The following is an 18,240-nucleotide window of genomic DNA, read 5'->3' as shown; positions in this document are numbered from 1 at the left end:
CAGCCCCTGCACATATTGGCCGGGCTGTATTGCAATAGGGTACGCATTTGCTATAATCCTTTCTGCCAGTGGGCAGTTTGCACCCCCTGATTCTATTCTGAGCCGGCCAAAGTTCTGAGATAGGATCAGGGGGTTTTACTTTTTGTGGCTCCTGCCACTCCTAAGCGGTACATCTCCGGGCCGCTCTTCCCGTGCTAAATTCTGTAATAACCCCGTAAGGTTATGTAAACGCCGCTTAACATATCATGCGTTTCTAAGCGGGGCAATACCTGCGATCCCGCAGTTACAGAGTAACCTCACTATTCAGAATCGTCAAATTTTAAGCCGTCGTAATAACTTTTCACAAGAAATTCAATAACCTCCGCCTGAGTGAGCTTTTTTACTTTTGTGATCTCTATCAACATTCTTTTTGCATCTTTGGGCAGATAAAGATTTAGCTGGTCATGAGTATCTCTGATGCGATTCCTGTAATCCTTCTGCTTATCCAGGTTACTCTTATGCACCTGCCGCTCAACTACTCTGCTCACAAGCCCTCCGACTACAAACGACTATAACCACCTGAGTATACACAAAAAACCCGCCATATTCGGCGGGTTAAACTCAATAATTGCTGTTTATGAACCATCCAGCGTCTGTCAGTTTACTCTTCAGATGCTGATAGTTTTCATCCCTATTTTTATGCGTTCTGCAGATGATTTCCATATCCCTGTACGCTTTATTGATATTTGGAGCTGTGATCGTTATCGTCGTAAGCCCCGTATTTCGCAGGTTTATGATTAACTCCCTGCCGACTGACTCCCATGACTCGACTGTTTCGGCTTCAAAAAATAGCCGCTCACGTTTAATACTGGATGTGGCATACAGGGATGCTACTCCTATGATTCCAGTACTGAAGTCAAAGCCTATGTAAGTCCTCCGGGCCAAGTCATAGTGCTCGCAGTCCTTATGAGGTTCAAAGAAACCAGAGTTTTTCATTGAAGCAGTTACCTGGTAGAGCTTGCGGCTCCTGAAGTCCTTTTTCAACATCCAGATCAGCACTGAATCGATCACAAAGATACCGACTGTACTAAACCAGTGCTCCTGAATTGAACCGTCTCTAATCGTCCAGTATAAGCCGCTCAGAAACACGAAAGCGCTAACGAACAGAAAGAGGAATACAAACATCATCCAGAGCCATGATGCGTAGTATCCAAGCCTTTTAGGACGCGCATTGTTACTAATTTTCTTAAAGTCAGTGTTTGATAACGCATTCATATTTAAGCTCCTTTGATGCCGTCCTTGCTCTTATCTACACCTGCGTCAGGATTAAATTGCTTAGGGTTGTTACGGTTCATATTTTTGGCTCCACGACCGAACGCAGCAAAGATGTCATGAACATGGTTCTGCATATCACCCAACACTGAATCGTTCATCTTCTGTCCAATCCAGTTTATAACATAGTTCGGCATCCTCGCAGGAAGTGCAAATACGCGAGCCACCATACCTGTGCAAAGCCTTGCATATAACATCAAAAATCCGATCGATGACAGCAGGCCAGTGAAAGAGTCAGACTGGACCTGTTCCATAGCGAATTTAAACATCATGTTTAACGCCGTTCCCAAAGCTACGATGGCCAGTGAAGCAAAAATAAACCCCATTACCATGAGCATCGGCCGAATCATTACATCGATAAGGAACACATAACCATATGTACTCCGCTCATCATTACTCTGGCCAATGTTGATATGGGTAGCTGCCCACAGGGAAGACGCCAATACACCTGTCATAAGCGTAACCAGCCAATCTGCCATAGCTACAAACCAATAAATCATCGGTATAAACGGCAGCCAGATAGATAGCGCAAGACCGATACCAAAGAGGCTATAAAACAGCGGGTAAACCAAGAACGAAACCGATTCTAATACGCCAGCAATAGCATCTCGAATCCCTGTAAGTTTGTTCATCATTCCCGCAGCAAAACCGGGTAGACTCTTCCCTTCTGAAACCTTCACTGCAACATTGATAGCGGTCCAACTGGCGAGTCCAACCTCAGCTACACCTAACGTGTAATCGCCGATAGCTTTCATTTTGAGTAAAGGGTTGGTCACGTCACTGTAACCATCACCAGTGCCGTAGTTACTCGTTGCAAGCCAGTTTGTAACGTTGAAGTCGAAAATTTTTGTAATAAGGGACGTTCCGTCTCCAGTTGTGGCGGCATTTTCAAGGCTTTTTTGATCAATGTTCCTTGCAAGTGCGTTAGATTCGGTGCCAAGAGGCGGCGTATAATTACTATTTTTCAGCTGAGAATGGTAAGCCTGGAACAAGCCTTTAAAGTAATCGATAGAGCCGATATCGCCATCGTTACTCATTCCTGAAACTACCGGCTTCAGGTTAGCAACATCTTTCATCTCGGTATTCGCAGTAGCTAATGTGTGATAGTACACACCAAGATATAGCCACCCTTTCTCTTTGATATCCGACTCCATTTTTTGAACAATTTCGTCGTCACCGGCTGCTGAATTAGCAGCATGTTGAACCTGAAGCTGATAATCACGCGCAGCAGTCTGGATCGCGCTTTCAACATCTGGCAGCTCACCGTCCCCGGAACGCATTTTTGCCATATATGCTGCATTAAACTGTTCTGCAGCAGTCTTCATTTTTCCCCACAACGTGTCCGTTGCTTGTTGCTGAACGCTGTAGACGGAATCCGCATAACCGCTAGCGAAGATAGAAGTCCATCCTGCTGGACGTTGTGGCAGCGAAACGGTCCCACATACAGCTGAGCCGTTGTTTACAGATATCGAATATGTGCTATCACCTGTTTGGTATTGCATTCTGGCGTTATTCTCATAATGTTGGCCAGAAGCCTCCATTTGAGCAATCCCCTGATTTACACCCAAAGCACAAAGGTTTGTTTCAAACATCCCTTTTGCAACAGACGCCATTTCTGGCATAACAGGGGCTATATAGACAGCTTTACCACTCGCTAATTCCGAAGCAGTTTTGTCTGCAATAACATTGGCAGATCCTACGCCAATGATTGAACCGCACCATAGAAAAAGCAGCTGTGCCACAGACCAACCGACAACGGTAGGTACAAGCAACAACCACCCAAAAGTCGTTTTAACAATTTTGAATGCGTTGTTGCCATCACCCTCAATAAAACTTCCCAACTGACCTGCCTGGTGAAGTTTCTTAATGCTGATTATCCCCATATAGACGAGGGCAAGAATCGCTATAACTTCGTTGACAGTGAAGAAAACGTTATTAAGCAAGCCATCGCCGGAAGGGCTAAACGGATTATTAACTACCTCACCAAATACGGTATGTAACATTTGACGCGATAGGTCACCTGAACGTTTAGCCGCTTCAGTTATGCCATCAATCCCCAAATCCGCTGAATATGAAGGCGACGCCACAACGAAAAGAGATAGAAGCAACCTTTTTAATTTACTCATGTGGCCCCCGCTCTTGACCAGCCTGCGAAAAATTAAATGTATTACGCACTCCCCCATCATTAAGGAAATAACGTAACGTACCTTGCTCTGCATCAGAGTGAGCCTGGTTTCGTAACTGCCACCCCATAAACTCACATGTGAGAGCCTTAATGAAAGCAAAGATCCCCGCAGCAAACAGGACGCCACAGGTGAGAGTTGCTCTTAACAAGCTCATGTTCGGTGAGCCATTTAGAAGCAATCTGGCATAACCAGACGTTAAAAAAAGCAGAATGAGGACTAATGCAAAAAAACAACAAAGCCAGTATTTCTTGTATAAACTGGCCTTATCCAACAATTCTGAAATAGGTCTATTGCTCCGTTTCATAACTTCGGCGAACGGCTGATTTGCATCAGAATCAACAGGTGGGCCATCAAGGTTTTTTATTTGCTTCTTAACGAATGAAGCCCGCTGAAAGAGCAGGCTGAATGTTTGCTTTACTGACGCGATAATAAAATATATATCGCTGATGCCTGTAATATAATATATCGTTCGTTTAGCCTTCCCTTCCGGGAGGTCATTGACGCCTGTTACAACATCAAGGCCTTTTTTTAATTTCCCTGATTTGGCTGTGTCTTTATCCCCTGTTTTATTTTCGTCGGTCATTTTCTGGATACTCCCGCGTTCACACTCTCCAGCTGTGCTGCCAGCATCGGTTTGTATGTTTGATATGCGTCGTTCGCCAGGATCTGGCCAAGCAGCACATTTTGTTTCTCCAGCTGCTGTTTGGTTTTCAGCACTAACCAGTTGTTCAGATTGGCGATATTGATTTGCTCACGCATCAAATCTTCGGTGTTCTTGTTGGTCAACGTCGCCTGGTAAGCAGGGTTGCTGTAACGGCGACCTACTTCGAATTCCTCAAACTCTCTGGCAGACATACGGTTAAGCTGTTTCGCCCTGTTACTGGCCGTCGCCTGGAAATAGGATTCGACTTCCGGCACTTTGCGTGCATCTGCAAGCGCGGCATCAGTGGCCGGGTTCGGTTTGGAGTTGGCGATCATTTCCATCTGAGGTTGTGCGGCCGCGTCGGTGAGCGCCTGGTATTGCTGAATCATGCCCAGGTAAATTCGCCCGCTGGCGCCTTTAACTTCCCCACGACTCAGCTGACGACCAGCACTGCGCAACGCGGTATTTTTCATATAACGCAGCGCCGCATCTGTCTGCTCATCTGTAAACGTCAGATCAGGTGCCTTGCCTTCTTTGCCGGCGCCATAAAGCAACGAGCTCAGCGACGTATCTGCCCGCGGCATGTCAGATACACTTGGGCAGAATGAAGTCCCGCCAAATGCAGCATAATCCGAACTGTCGCAATACTGGCTGTGAACTTCGGCCGTTGAAGAAGCGTCCACGTCGGTTGCGCGTGCCGGCACTTCAAAAATGGCCTTTACATCTTTCGCAGAACTGGCGCTTCCCAGCGTTCGCTGACCGCCAGCGGCCGCAGAGGATACCCCCGCGGCACCACCGCCAATAGACTGCGCACAAATATCATCCGGAACACGGTACTTATCCTGTGCCTGCAGCAGCCGGTCATTACGTTTTTGCTCGACTTCGAACTGTCGGTTAGTTTCAGCCACCTGCTGCATTAATGCTGCCTGGCGATCGCCCTGCTGGCTGATTGCCGTACCAATGTTAATCAGCGTGCCCTGGATGTTACCTAACAGGCCATTAGCTGTGCTCAACGCCGGCATAACCTGCGTTGAGATGGGAATGCTGCTGTTAACGTTGACCGTATAGGCAAATGCTGACTGTACGCTGAAGGCCAGAATTGAAACGGCCATCACTGACCGTTTTGCGTTTCCGATTTTTATCATCTGAATCCCCTTCTCACATCAGAAATGATTTCTTTAGCGAGTTTCATCGCCATAGTTTGTGATTCTTCTTCTGAATCACGCTCACCACCCTGATTGACCACCATTTCATCTATGATACTTGATGCACTTCCCATAGGGAATCTATTTGCTAATACTTCCCTTGCTTGTTTCGTTCCCAGCTCTTCATAAAGCACATCCCTGAGCGCCCTATCTTTTGCAGATGAGTTCAGTGCCCAAAGCAGTTTTGGACCTAATGTGTTTTTCAGAATATGGCAAATCAGACCACGTTTCGTTTTAAAAATACCGAGAAATGCAGTACCACTTCCGTCCGGATAAACCCCTTGCGGAAGCTGTCTGAAACGACGCAGGATATCGGCCGGGATGTTTATCTCTAATTGCTTCAGATACTCTTCATCCCCTTCCGTCAGGCGCATCATAAACAGGCTGTTCATGGTTTTAAGCACGCTCGAAGGCATATGGCTCAGATACTGAGACGAGAACGCAGTACGGACGTTGAATTTACGATCTTCAAGGTCAGCGGTATTCAGCGCATTTTGAATAAAGTCGATGCCGGCAAAGTTATGACACTCATCATAAAAGGTATGTTTAACCTCTTCTGAAAGCTCCCTGATGCGCGCCTGGTGATATGCCCTGTACTGCTCCGGTAAAGCAGGAATGAAGGTTTCTGCTGACTGAGGCAGATAGTAGTTACGCACTGCCATCTGGCGCGCAAAGAGATACATAATGCCGGATTTGAGCTTGCCTGCAGGTGTCGTTCTGTCACCGAGCACGTTTTGCATATCCAGGATCGCAATACGAGTCTCTGGGCTGAAATCATAAACCGTGATCCCAGAGAAAATGGCATAGTCAGCAGCGGCAGCCTGGAAACAACGTGCAACAAAGTTTACTACAGGCTCACTTCCATTGACTTTTACATCCGCATATTGCTTACTAAAACCTTCTTCTTGTAGCTCGCTAATGAAATCGTAAATGGTCGGCACAGCATAACGCTGGGCAACCGTCGCTGCATGGAAATATTTTTTGGCAAACAGCTTATCAACGACTTCCCACCATGTAGCTTTTTCAAACCAGTCTTCACCGAGCTCTGTATCCAGACCAGATACTTTCAGAGCTTCATTAACAACCGGATCGTTAAACTTAAACTTATTTGCGTCAGAATGAGCTTTTGCTTTGTATACTCTTGATACAACTTTACTGACGATTTGGCCAACGCTCATTGCATCTGGCGGCTGGCCAATTGCCGGATCAATACAGAATGCGTTAAGCATCTGCTTTAAGAATACTTCCTCAAACTGCGTCAGATACCTTGAACCTAACTGCGTATCGCAGATGTTAATACAGTGCGATTCGTCATTGTTCAGGGTGATACTGGCAACCAGGTGTCGTAGATCCGCCGGCAATTCAGCCCAAATCAGGTCGGCAATACCTTTCGCACTGTATCCCTTATCAATGATGGTCAGATAAGGCAATTTTTTATCTGCCCGGAAAATCGCGCTCAGGTTAAGACGGTTGGCCAGCACGCTTTTACCGGAACCAGGAACACCGGTGATGACATCGGTAAATTTCTCCTGCAGGGGACTGGCGATTTGATAAGGGAACAGCTTGCCATCGAGCGTGATGAAGTTGATATTGCCTTTACCATGCCAGGGGCTGGCCGGACGTTCAAAAGGTAACATCCGCAAGCCTTCACTCAACGGCGGATAATGCAATGAGCCAGGTGTGGCCGTCGTCAGCCCCGGAACGGATGCAATCAGTGCGCTACCTGGATTACCATACGTCTTGGACACACCTGATACACCCCAGCCTTCAATCGCCTTAGTTAAAGCCGCCAGGTTGCGTTTGGCTTCATCCTTAGTGTCACCCCAGGTGGCAAAGTTGATGGCCATGATAGCCGTTGGATCGGTTTCGCTCTGGGCCCCGACATAATCCATATCACGCGCGATAGTACCGAGTGAGGGAATGAAACGAAGGAAAGAGATGATCACTGATGGCCAGAACAGTGCTTTTTTGCCCCCGCCCATAAAGTCATATTTTATCCGGTACGGGATTTTCCGGTTAATCGCGTTGAATAACTGCTTAAATTTGACAGGGTGAAGTGGTGGCAACTCAAGGGCAACAGAGCCGTAATACTTGCCATCGCAGTAAATCAGGCCACCATCTTCTTCCAGTTCCCCTTCCATGATCTGGATATTCAGCCGCGGCGGCAGCACTGAGTCGATATTGCCTTTCCGTGGAGCGCCATAAACTCGCAGATTTTGGTCAAACGGCGTGCGAGGGTACCAGTTTTCTGATGTTGAGTTCCGGAACAGCATCTGACGCATCATGGCGCCGGCGTGTTTGACATCGAGGACATCAACCAGAAGCCCCATCCCCGACTCATCATCCCCCTGAAGCATACCAATCAGCCGCCACAGCATCGCGTCATGCGTGATCTTCAAACCTTCAAGCTGAAATTCGATTGGGTTCTGACTGAAGCGAGTCTGCGGGATATCCTTCATAACGCCGGCAGCTTTTGCCTGCTCGTTTTTAAGTTCATCCTTCGCAATCATCCCCTTCGAGGTATACAGCACGATGTAAGCGCGTTCACGGCTGTAATGGGCAGCAATTTTTTTTGCGTCATCGGCGATCAGGTCTTTAATGTCTATCTGCAGGCGCTCTATTGCTGCTACCTGCGGTTTATAAACATTATTCAGTTCTTCCTGGTTCTTGGTAAAGTCGCGCTCAAACACCACAGACAGCTTATGGCCACTGTTAATAAAGGAATTCGACAACGAGTTTGAAAGGTGCATGATGAAGTCATTAAACGACTTCTCGTCAAACGATGATTTAGCGCCATGAACCTCAATAACGGTAAGAAAATCGTTGTTCTTCGTAGTCAGAATGTACGGAGCCCTGATTTCAGGATGCTCAACGCGATCCTGCGACGTAAGCCCTACAACCGTTGTCAAATCACAGTATTTTAACGAGTCATTTGACGTAAGATTGCGTGAGATACCTTCGATCACATCCTCAAAGAAAGAAATCATTTAAAACCTCTCTTACCCTTGTAAATTTCATTCCAGTCACTTACATCCGGCAATTCGTCTGACTCTGCGACAGAAGTGACAAACTCATCGTCAAAATTCATGGGAAGTAACTGATGGTGTTTTTTTATCAGGTGCAGTAAATCGTATCCATCATCACTGCCGGTTTCGTTTAGAACTACGTCAGTTGTGCTGAGCAATATCTGTTTAAGTTTCTGTGCCTTTTCACGGTAAGAATCGTCCGTTGACTTTTCCGCTTTTGCAATTGAACGAAACAACAGGCTGTAGAGTTTTCGGTTTGTATTTCTCTTCAGCAAAAGTCCGGTTTGAGTCTCTAGTTTCATTTTCTCCGGGTGTTCGAGCGACAGGCATACAGAGCAAAGCATTCTCTCTTTCTGTCCATCTTCTGCGAGGGAGAAAACATCTTTGCTCTTTATCCCGCACACATGGCATCTGGCAGGTTGTTCATTCCTGGTGAGCTTAAAATCTTTCATGGGGGAACTCCGGTATTGGCCCCGCAAGGCGGGGCCGAAAGGACATTACAGGGTTGCGTCAACGCCAACGGTTGAACCAACAGAAGAGATCCATGCGGTCAGGCCGACCAGACAGGCTCCAACAACCATTGACCAAAAGATGAAGCCGCCACTGATATCTTTCCCGCGTTTGTTTTTGAGCCACAGAGCTACAAGACCTACGATGAAGCACACAACACCAACCACTTTACCAGCGGTAATCAGACCAGGCTGGGTACTGGCCATACCTTCCGTGAAGGTATTGATCTTTTCCCAGATAGTCGTTTCAGCTGCAGCCTCTTTGCTCAGTAATGCCAGGGGCAATACCACTAACGATTTTGCTACCGTTCCGCGCAGCTGATACGCTGCGATGGATGCAGATAACGCCTTGTCTTTGATAAATTTAACAATTTTCATAAAGTATCCTTTTTGATTACCAGTGAATGTTTAATGTGCTCTGCAACGCATCGAGCGTTTGTGTATCGAACATCAGAAGTAGTCCACATACAATTTTCACAATGGATGCCCCTCTCGTGCCCGAAGCTGACAGCTCCGTATGGCCCTCAAGGTAAGAGTCTTTCAACCCCTTAATACCCCTGTAAAAAAAGTATGCACCGAGAATTCTAACAATCCCCAGCACTGCGTTGACTGCTGCGGCTCCCATGCCAAACGTAGATTCGCTCGCATAACTGACGGGTCCGAAACTGACATCGCCAAATCCTAAAGTGGCACCGCCTGAGTTCATCTGTGCTTTCAGCGTGATGAGGCATACACAGAAGATGATCCCGGCAAAAATTCTGCCAACTTCAACACCTTTGGTAGAATGCCTGGCCTGCTTCCGCAGGCTCATCAGATATCCAATAACACCAATGATCCCAACGATTGCAGCGACACCTATGATTAGCCTTGTCAGCGGTTCCTGACCACCGTTAGCAACCTGAATTAATACCGATTCTAAATCCATAGTTTCGCCTTTTTAGGTCCTGATTAGCGGATTAGGCCTTTACTTGTTGTAACGATTCTATTTTCAGTATCGATACCCGTAATGGTGACTCCGCCAAGTTGACTTCCGACCTTCACAGCATACGTCTGGTTTTTGTATTTTACCCAAGCAAGATCGCCAGATAAATCATTAATTGAAAAACCTCTCAACAAAGGTAATGCCTGTGACGTTGAACCGGAAATTGTTCCACTCTGATTACCAAATGAAGGCCCATAACCAGCGGCTTTCATTTTCAGTTCCTGAACCTGATTGTTCAGATTTTTAATTTGTTCATTAGCGCTTTGTAACTGACTGGAAAGGATCATCATTCCATTTTTAGAAGTTGATTCTATCGCGTCCAGCCGTTCCTTTTGCTGCAGCAGAATCCCGGAAATCTGCTCGCGGAAGTCACCAGAATCCTGCCCGGCAGGGGCAGACTGTACGCGCGGACGTTGCGCTGAAGACTGGATCGCCCCATTCCCCGTCGCTGGCGCAGTATCACTATCGGAGCCCCCAAACAACCAGACTAAAAGCAGGATAGTGATGACAGCGATACCACCAATCCATGCATAGTCACTGATATTAAGCGGCTTTTTGCTCGCTTTTGCTGCTGGCGTCACTGTCGGTTTTGGCTTTTCAGCAGGCTTAGCAGACACCGGTTCCTGGGCAGGAGCTGCTTCGTTTTTATTGTCATCTTCAAACAGATTCATTATCAATCTCCTTAACGGTAATACGGGTTACTGGAGCCATACCCGTAGCCGGGGTAGCTTGGAAAGTTTTGCTGAGGGTAATTAGGAGCCGGAGGCTGAGGCATCTGCTGAGGTTGCACACTAGAAAGTGTCGGAGTTGCTTGCTGCTGCGCCTGCTCTGCAGAAGCATTTTCCATATTCTCGCCACAGTCGCTTTCATACACCGGCGCGACAAACTGGATGCCTATGAGTTGGTTACGATCAACCGTAACCTGCTTCACCGGCAGGCGGGCTGCATCGTCGGCCAGGACACGCCCTGCCTGCTCACCCATCCCGCCAATAATGGTACCGGCAACCGCTTTGCCATCAGGTGTACCAGTTGAACGATATGCGTTCCCGCCGTCAGTGATAATCATCTGCGAATTGCTGTCCGCATACAGCTGACCAGTTCGGCCTAATCCGTTAGCGACAGCCGGCAGAATAATACGGCTGAACCAGCGGTTATTTACATTTGAGGAAACGGCCGCGCGCAACGAGTCGGAAGCCACGCCATACGCATCGACCTTACACTGCACTCCGTTCAGCTCCATGCCGGTGAAGTGAATTCGAATACCATCGCCGGCAAGACGGTTTTGGCCAGAATAGAATTTGGCGCCGGCCTGCGCTCCAGTTGGAACATGGGCAATAGCAATACTGTTCTGATCGTCACTGTCCATCGCCGTATCCATTACTGCCGGCACAAGCGTGTAAGCCGATACAAGTCGGGCTCCTTTATCTTTGACCTTATTCTTCGCCCCCTGTTGTTTTTCAGCATCCGGCTTTTTGTTCTGCGGATAGACCGAATCGGTCCACCCTGAGAAAGTCCCGCCGTTCTTGTCATTTCCCTCAGCTCCCAGAGAGGTTGCAAGTGCAACACCCGTGACAACCGGTGTTCTGGCCTGGTCTATTTTCTGCAGTAACGTAGCCACCGCTTTAGCCTGACGCTCACGCTCTTTCTGCTCAGCATCATTAGCCTTACTGTTATCGCCCGACGGTTTTGCTGACGATTCCCACGAATATTTTGGTGGTGGTGCTTTGGTGCCGTAATCAACGGCCACCGGGTTACTGGCTGACAACGTGGATATGAAGCTATCCCCCGTGAGCGCCGCTTTCTCTGAATTATCAGCATTCCACTCATTCAGCAGCTTGTTGTATTGGGGATCATTAGCTTTTTCCCTGCCAGTTTTCCCTTCCAGCCCCTGGGCTTTCACCTGCGACCCTCCCGTTGCCGGCTCATCTGATGAGCCAAACAACCAGTACCCTCCCAGAAGCGCCACCACTGCAGCAGCACCACCGACGTAGAGCATCATTTTTCTGGTTTCTTTACCTTTATCTGTAGCCATCGTCGTTCCCCTTAATTCAGCTCAACTTCAACGTCACGCGCCTGACCATTAACAGAAAAAGTCAGCACTGGTGTTGCCGGCAGCACGTAAACATGTGTGCCATCGATAGCGGAAAGCGTTTTTTCAAACTCATCCTGCAGCTGCATGTTACTTCTGACGTAGAGCTCATCACCGATCTGCCAGACTTTGGTACTCCCTGGCGCGTTTTTAAGTTTCAACCGCTGAGCATCTTCAGGCGGGATGCCATCGAGCACGCTCTGCAGCTGCTTGTCATACAGTGAGATTTTTTTCTCAGGCGTAGCGGTATAAACCGGTGTGTCAGGACTGCGCTTCGGGATACGGAGATCCAGACGATAATCAACATCAACGGTTTTTGATTTAACGGAGGGTTCTGCCCCCTTCACGTTAATAATGACCGGCGTGGCCAGCCCCTTCAGAAGCACTGTGATGTTCCCGCTGGCATAGGCATTGGTAGGCTGGATTGTGAATACCGCCGATCCTGGAATATAGCCAACACACAGTTCACCACCAGAAGCACAGGGACTCGAATTATATGGAGGGGCACCTAATACCCAGGGGTGTCCGGTTGCATCTGAAAACGTCACTGTCGTTGCCTGGTTTGGAAATACCCGTACCTGCGGAATGGATGCACCAGCTGACAGTGATACCGTCTGGCTTGAAATTCGTGGGATCGGCGTTAATGGTGAGGTTTTGGCCGCCGCGCTCATATCTTCCATTGCGCTGCGGGCAGACCGCACCTGACCAGGGGTAATAGGCTGGATCTGCTGCAGAACAGGTGCAGGTAACTCTTCCAGTGTCTGCGGATTAACATGAGTAACCTGCTGCTGTGGTGGAGGAATCTGCGGCATGGGTGCAGGAGGCAGTGCAGTAGTTGGCTGCTGTTGGGGCTGTGCCTGTGGTTGTTGGCCTTGCGCCTGCTGCTGACCTTGTTCCTGTGCTGTTTGCTGTGGTGGCTGTTGCACCTGTGACTGCTGATTTACGGGCAACCCGGAACTGGCCTGCTGCCATTGAGCAATATCACCACCAGGCACAGCTGGCGCCGTTTGCTGCGGCGCTCCATTACCAGTCGGTGCATCAGCTGCAGATACAGAATTTGCCGAAAACAGTGCGGCCATAAGTACAGTTAACAGTTTAATCTTCATGATTGACCTCAGTAGTTCCGGGGTTTGAGAATGGCCTGCGCTACTTGAATACCCCGTGGATCTTCGTCTTCTTTGACGCGGCGTACCTGAACCATCAAATCGTAAGGTTGTGGTCTGTAGTCCTGAGCCTGACCAACAAGCTGAACAGTCACCGGAATACGGTATTGCCAGGCATAGGTTTTGGTGCCACGGATAAGACCTTCCGTGATCAGGGTTCCTGGTGTTGTGGAAAGTTTTACGTTCAGACGTTTTTCACTGATATCTTTCAGCAGTCCACTATCGGTCAGCGCTTTACGGAAACTAACGTACCCCTCAGCGCTAAAATCGCCACGGACGCTGGTTAATTGGTTTTCGTAATTCACAAAGTTCAGCGAAAGCGATTTGATCATTGTACGGTTGGCAAAGTCCATCACCTCTTCCGCTGTGTAAGCCGGTTCATCGGTTGGGTGTACTTCCGTGATCATGCCCCCATTCGTTGCAATATATTTGGTTTTTTTCTGGTGAAGCCAGTAACCCTGAAGACCGATGATAATGATTGCGACTAATATGATTAGCGTCTGAATCAAAATTACTTTTAAACCATGTTTCGATACGATTTCTTGCACCGTTCGGTTACTCTCTTCAGCAAGAGCTGGAGCAAGGGCGTTGCTGTCATCATCAACGACTGAGTTTTGATCCGAGTCAGTTTGATCCATAATATTTTCACCATTTTGTGTTTTCATAGAGTTTCTCTTTTCAAAAGTTTGTGTTAGAAAATCACGCAGATCGTTAATGAACAATGAGGTATACATGAGCGAACATAATGATTACGAATCCTGTGCAGTTATCATGTGCGAACGACGAAAAGCCACCGCCGTTTTGCGCAAAATTCCGCCAGAAAACCTTGAGCAACTCATTAATATGTGGTCCGACATTGCACAGGGAATGATCGAGAAATTTAAGGAAGAACAGAAGGCCACTGAAGAGAAAGCCGCAGCCACAAAGCGGTTCATGGAAGAACACAATATTACGGCTGATGAAGCTCTCCAGATCTTCGAAAATCTCTTTGGTCCGTCCACGAAAAGTAAATCCACTTTTGGAAAAGTGAAGTACCGGATCGAAGTTGATGGAAAGTCCATAACCTGGACAGGAAAAGGTCGCCGACCTGCAGCGTTTGCCGAGATGAGCGACGATGAGCTCAAAAAATATGAAATCAGCTGAAGACTGGCTGCATACTGTCAGACGTTTCATGAATGAAGATTCGCTTGATACGTATGTAGACTCAAAACGTGATGTTCTACCTGCCACAGAATTTATGCGTTTACTAACCGCGGCGGAACACCGCCGCGTTGAAATACGAACCGGCAAGCTATTCGATAAAATCCCGAAAGGACTCTTCCGGTAGTTACAAATGGAACGGGAATGCATCACTGTTTGCATCCTCACCACTTCCACTCGCAGCTGCCGGATTGTTTAATTGCACATTCTTAGAAGATGCGTTGGGCAGGATACCTGACGTATCTGGCAGTCGGGATGAAATCGTTGACCACGGGTCCAGCGTCCTATTAGTCAGGCTCCCCCACTTCTCATTAATCTTCGATTTAACCGTATTGCATACCTCATCCTTCACCTTATCAATGATGTCGCTGATAGACGGAAACTGATGGATTTTTAGTGATACCGATAGCGACCCCAGGCACTGTCCGAGAGAATCAGATGTACTGGATTCACTTTTAGCGGCGTTGTTAATCCGTTCAACCTCCTGTTTATAGGCAGCATCAGCACCAGCTTTTGCCAGTTCGTATGCTGCACAGGTCTGTGTGGCTGCAAATGAGCTCACAGAAATGCAGGAAAACCCTACTGCTACGAGTAGGGTTTTTGTTTTATGGCCGAGGCGCTGACTTTGCGACTGGTGCATGAGTCTGTTCTCTCCTTTCATCATCTTTTCTTTTTGCAGCATTAGAAGGATGAAAAAGCTGCTTCATTACTGTTTTGTTTTTTACCTCATCTGAGGCCGGTTGTAAATGCTGAGGCTGTTTTTCATTTGCAATTGTGTTTTTGTAAAGCAGGTTTTTACCTCCCTGATCAACATGGCCGTATCCGTGCAAAACAATTCCACTTTCAGAATTTTTATTGATTGCTGAAAGTGTCATATACGTTTTCCAGTTTCCATCTTTATCAATACGCTTGTTCACTTTACCAATTACGCTATGGTACTCGCCAGATTCCTTATCCTTTGCGATCCCCTGCATGAATCCTTTACGAGACTCAACAAGGTAATAATCAGGTCGTTCGCCTTTTTTATGCGGTGCGACCAGCAAAGGTGTACCCGCGGTTTTTGACTCTTGAGGGAGTTTATAGCCTGTGGGTTTTGTCATGCTTTCAGGAGCTGGCTTACCATTCGGCAGGAACCAATACAGTTCTTTTTCAGGCACGGCCTCACGGCTGAGATCAACACCGGTAATCTGCTGAATTGTTGTGCGGAGCTTCTGGAAGGTTGCAGCATCATACGGAACCAGTTCAGAAGGTTTATAGGCCTGTTCATTCCCTGCTGTTGGCTGTGGGTATACAGGTTTTACTTCCCACTCATTACGTTTGGTCTGGATAGTTTCATAACGAACGATCTTGTTGCTTTCATCACGGACAGGTGCATTCACCTCAACATCCACAAATCCCAGCTTTCTGACCGTAACAAGACGTTCGGTGTCTACACCAGCATCTTTAACCGCTCTCTCAAGGTCTTTCCCCCAGAGTGTCTTCTCTCCATGTTCATTTTTGAGGGTGACAAAGTAGTTCATGGATTCATCATCTTTCCACTCATACTTAGCACGTCCATGCGCGACGATAACGCCTTTCTCCCAGGATTCACCCGCAGCTTTATCTTCCTTTTGAGTATCAGATGCATTCTGCTTCTTCGGTTGTACAGAGGCCGATTCTTCCCAGCGCATTCCATTTTGCTGAACTGATGAATTTGCCTTTTCGTTTACCCCTTCCTGCTTATTCGCTTTTGAATCAGCAACATTTTCTTTTGCCGTTTCTTTTGCTGTTTCATTTGCTTTTTTGAGTTCGAGCAATTTAACCCTTTGTTCTGGGTTAGTCAGTTTCACCTCAATGTTGTATTCACTGATAAGGTTAAACACTCGCTCTTTAAATTCGTCACTGCCGGTGATTTCAATACCACGATGATGTTGCTTATCCGCGGTAAGAACGGCCGCCAGGATCATCTCGTCACTCTGGCTGGCTTCAGGGGTAGCCATACGCAGATGTGAGCCGTAATCGTAAAACGCATCCTGCCCATCAAGCGTATACGCCGTATAGTCTTTCTCTGCTCTGTACCCAAACCGGGCAATTAACCCTTCCAGGTCTATACGTTCTTTTGGGGGCGTTTCTGCATTATCGTTGGTTGCCCAGCGTATGCCGTTTTCCAGTTCTTCGTTTGTTTTTTTCTTCTTCTCCTCGGTTTCATTTTCAGCCGGGGCGGTATTAGCTACAGGTTCGCTGGGCGCTATCCCTTCAGGCTTTTGCTGAGCGGTGTCAGTTGTTTCACCGCCAAAGGCCATCATAGCGGCATACGCCTCAAGATCACTGGCGCTATTACTCTTTTCATCATCACCGTCTCGATCTGTTGGTGCGGCGTATTCCGGTTCAGCAGCTGCAGGGGCGCTGGCCACCGGCGCGGTTTCCTCCGGTTCGGCAGCTGCGGGGGCGCTGGCCACCGGCGCGGTTTCCTCCGGTTCGGCAGCTGCGGGGGCGCTGGCCACCGGTGCGGTTTCCTCCGGTTCGGCAGCTGCGGGGGCGCTGGCCACCGGTGCGGTTTCCTCCGGTTCGGCAGCTGCGGGAGCGCTGGCCACCGGCGCGGCTTCCTCCGGTTCGGCAGCTGCAGGGGCGCTGGCCACCGGCGCGGCTTCCACCGGTTCAGCAGCTGCAGGGGCGCTGGCCACCGGCGCGGCATTTTCAGGGGCTGCAACGGCAGCGCTGTCAGTCGAGCTGTGATTAACGTCAGTAATGTTCGGGTTATCAGTCGGCATAGTGTCTACCCTGTTTATTTGATTAATGGCTCCTTCTACCTGCAATCTGACTTGCTCCAGCCCTTCAGAGACATGCAAATCGTTGTAGTCTGTAAGCCCTTCTTTCGGGTTGCTAAAGGCAGGGACCAGAACATGGCCGGCAGTCAGCTCTGCAGCTTCTGTCGCTTTTTCTAGTCCAACGTTCTCGTCTTTATAAATGTCATTGTCAGCAAGGAAGTAATGAGTGCTGTTTGGAAAGGCGTCTTTCAGGCGGCCAGCAACTTCCACCATGTTGCCGGCATTAACCGTCATGATCACAGGCTGATTGATGGCTTCGCTGATACTGGCTGCTGTCGCATATCCCTCGGCATAAAGCAGGTTGTCACCATCCTTCAGTTGGCCACCCACAACGAAAAAACTCCCCCATGCCTGGCCGTCTTTTTCAAGGTGTTTACTACCGTCGGACCAGATGCGCTCAAGGGTCCTGAACTCGCCATCAGCATTAAACAGGGGGATCACAACGTTGCCCCGCTCATCAGCTTTAAGGCCGTTAGCGGCAATGACCTGTTTGTTTTTCAGGTATGCCAGATCTCCCGTGGCATCCGGAAGCCGGTTATATTCTTCCATCAACCGGTTAGCGGTCTGATCAAACTTATCCGCTTGCGCTGCAGCTCTTTGTTCACGCCTTGCCGCAGCATCAGCACGGAGCATGGCCATTTGTTCAGGGTTAGGGGCTGCGCCGGTAGATACCCATTTCTGAATTTCACCACCGTTCTTATAGTCCCTGTACCACCCTGCAGGCCGGCCATCCAGGAAAGCGGCATACACCCCCTTTCTTGAACCAGCTTTACCGTCCACTGTATCGACATAATGCTTCTGGCCATCGAACTCTATGGGGTCTTTGATAATGGCACCGCGCTCTTCAAGCCACGCCGTAAATTCATCTTCAATGGCCTGAATATCCAGGGGCGGTTCTTCGATCACCTTATTGGGGTCAAAAATCCACTCTTTCAGCCGGCTCAGGTTGGCCCCCGGCTGTGCATACCACACCTTTTCTTCCTTCACGTAGTCCAGAGCATTACTGCCATCAGCCAGTTTGCCGGCCGCACGTATTGCACGTTGGAGATCGTCAAAGGGAATACTCAGACGGGTTCTTTCAGTTGCAATTTCAGGTTTCGCCATACTGTCTACCCCTGT

At 48.3% G+C, this 18,240-nt stretch carries 17 protein-coding genes; 2 read left to right on the top strand and 15 right to left on the bottom strand.

From position 1 onward, the window contains the following. Positions 1 to 299: 299 nt before the first annotated feature. The 13 genes from repC to HV261_RS27045 all read right to left on the bottom strand — a co-directional run bounded on the left by repC (position 300) and on the right by HV261_RS27045 (position 13,836). On the bottom strand, positions 300 to 527 hold the full coding sequence (repC, locus tag HV261_RS27105) for an IncL/M type plasmid replication protein RepC (RefSeq protein ID WP_202039887.1): 228 nt from the start codon (positions 525 to 527) through the stop codon (positions 300 to 302). A gap of 73 nt (positions 528 to 600) precedes the next feature. Beyond that, on the bottom strand, positions 601 to 1,254 hold the full coding sequence (locus HV261_RS27100) for a hypothetical protein (protein ID WP_004206935.1): 654 nt from the start codon (positions 1,252 to 1,254) through the stop codon (positions 601 to 603). Positions 1,255 to 1,256: 2 nt separating this feature from the next. Beyond that, positions 1,257 to 3,437, bottom strand: coding sequence for a DotA/TraY family protein (locus HV261_RS27095; RefSeq protein WP_004187492.1), 2,181 nt, complete (start codon positions 3,435 to 3,437; stop codon positions 1,257 to 1,259). Next, complete coding sequence (locus tag HV261_RS27090) at positions 3,430 to 4,080, bottom strand: hypothetical protein (RefSeq protein WP_004187488.1); 651 nt, start codon at positions 4,078 to 4,080, stop codon at positions 3,430 to 3,432. Before HV261_RS27090 ends, HV261_RS27095 begins: the two co-directional genes overlap by 8 nt. Further along, positions 4,077 to 5,285: a conjugal transfer protein TraW gene (traW, locus tag HV261_RS27085; protein WP_202039886.1), complete on the bottom strand. Its 1,209-nt coding sequence runs from the start codon at positions 5,283 to 5,285 to the stop codon at positions 4,077 to 4,079. Before traW ends, HV261_RS27090 begins: the two co-directional genes overlap by 4 nt. After that, positions 5,282 to 8,332, bottom strand: coding sequence for a putative type IV secretion/conjugal transfer ATPase (locus HV261_RS27080; protein ID WP_043876212.1), 3,051 nt, complete (start codon positions 8,330 to 8,332; stop codon positions 5,282 to 5,284). The genes traW and HV261_RS27080 overlap by 4 nt, the downstream gene beginning before the upstream one ends. Further along, positions 8,329 to 8,823: a hypothetical protein gene (locus tag HV261_RS27075; protein ID WP_004187480.1), complete on the bottom strand. Its 495-nt coding sequence runs from the start codon at positions 8,821 to 8,823 to the stop codon at positions 8,329 to 8,331. Before HV261_RS27075 ends, HV261_RS27080 begins: the two co-directional genes overlap by 4 nt. Before the next feature lie 45 nt (positions 8,824 to 8,868). Then, positions 8,869 to 9,258 carry a DUF6750 family protein gene (locus HV261_RS27070; protein ID WP_004187479.1) on the bottom strand — a complete coding sequence of 130 codons (390 nt, stop codon included), beginning with the start codon at positions 9,256 to 9,258 and terminating at the stop codon, positions 8,869 to 8,871. Between the two features lie 16 nt (positions 9,259 to 9,274). After that, positions 9,275 to 9,805: a conjugal transfer protein TraQ gene (gene traQ, locus HV261_RS27065; RefSeq protein WP_004187478.1), complete on the bottom strand. Its 531-nt coding sequence runs from the start codon at positions 9,803 to 9,805 to the stop codon at positions 9,275 to 9,277. A 23-nt stretch (positions 9,806 to 9,828) separates the two neighbouring features. After that, positions 9,829 to 10,533, bottom strand: a complete 705-nt coding sequence (gene traP, locus HV261_RS27060) for a conjugal transfer protein TraP (protein WP_043876214.1) — start codon at positions 10,531 to 10,533, stop codon at positions 9,829 to 9,831. An 11-nt stretch (positions 10,534 to 10,544) separates the two neighbouring features. Further along, entirely contained in the window at positions 10,545 to 11,894 is a 1,350-nt protein-coding gene (gene traO, locus HV261_RS27055) for a conjugal transfer protein TraO (protein WP_004206932.1), read from the bottom strand. Positions 11,895 to 11,905: 11 nt separating this feature from the next. Further along, positions 11,906 to 13,057 (bottom strand): DotH/IcmK family type IV secretion protein, encoded by a 1,152-nt coding sequence (locus HV261_RS27050; RefSeq protein ID WP_015062843.1) that lies wholly within the window; start codon positions 13,055 to 13,057, stop codon positions 11,906 to 11,908. An 8-nt stretch (positions 13,058 to 13,065) separates the two neighbouring features. After that, positions 13,066 to 13,836, bottom strand: a complete 771-nt coding sequence (locus tag HV261_RS27045) for a DotI/IcmL family type IV secretion protein (protein WP_326929184.1) — start codon at positions 13,834 to 13,836, stop codon at positions 13,066 to 13,068. A 10-nt stretch (positions 13,837 to 13,846) separates the two neighbouring features. Between HV261_RS27045 and HV261_RS27040 the strand changes: the two genes are divergently transcribed. Continuing rightward, positions 13,847 to 14,257 (top strand): H-NS family nucleoid-associated regulatory protein, encoded by a 411-nt coding sequence (locus HV261_RS27040; RefSeq protein WP_004187465.1) that lies wholly within the window; start codon positions 13,847 to 13,849, stop codon positions 14,255 to 14,257. Continuing rightward, a complete protein-coding gene (locus tag HV261_RS27035) occupies positions 14,229 to 14,441 on the top strand; it encodes an Hha/YmoA family nucleoid-associated regulatory protein (RefSeq protein WP_305953721.1) in 213 nt (70 codons plus the stop codon). Before HV261_RS27040 ends, HV261_RS27035 begins: the two co-directional genes overlap by 29 nt. Here HV261_RS27035 and HV261_RS27030 read toward each other — a convergent pair whose 3' ends face one another. Both HV261_RS27030 and HV261_RS27875 read right to left on the bottom strand, forming a co-directional pair. Further along, entirely contained in the window at positions 14,442 to 14,954 is a 513-nt protein-coding gene (locus HV261_RS27030; protein WP_277205676.1) for a hypothetical protein, read from the bottom strand. It lies immediately after the preceding gene. Further along, positions 14,920 to 18,225: an LPD7 domain-containing protein gene (locus HV261_RS27875; protein ID WP_277205677.1), complete on the bottom strand. Its 3,306-nt coding sequence runs from the start codon at positions 18,223 to 18,225 to the stop codon at positions 14,920 to 14,922. Before HV261_RS27875 ends, HV261_RS27030 begins: the two co-directional genes overlap by 35 nt. Between the last annotated feature and the right edge of the window lie 15 nt (positions 18,226 to 18,240).

Source organism: Citrobacter sp. RHBSTW-00671, assembly GCF_014103415.1.
Lineage (GTDB): Bacteria > Pseudomonadota > Gammaproteobacteria > Enterobacterales > Enterobacteriaceae > Citrobacter.
The sequence above is the reverse complement of the archived record's forward strand: the minus strand, read 5'-3'. Positions and strand labels throughout refer to the sequence as shown.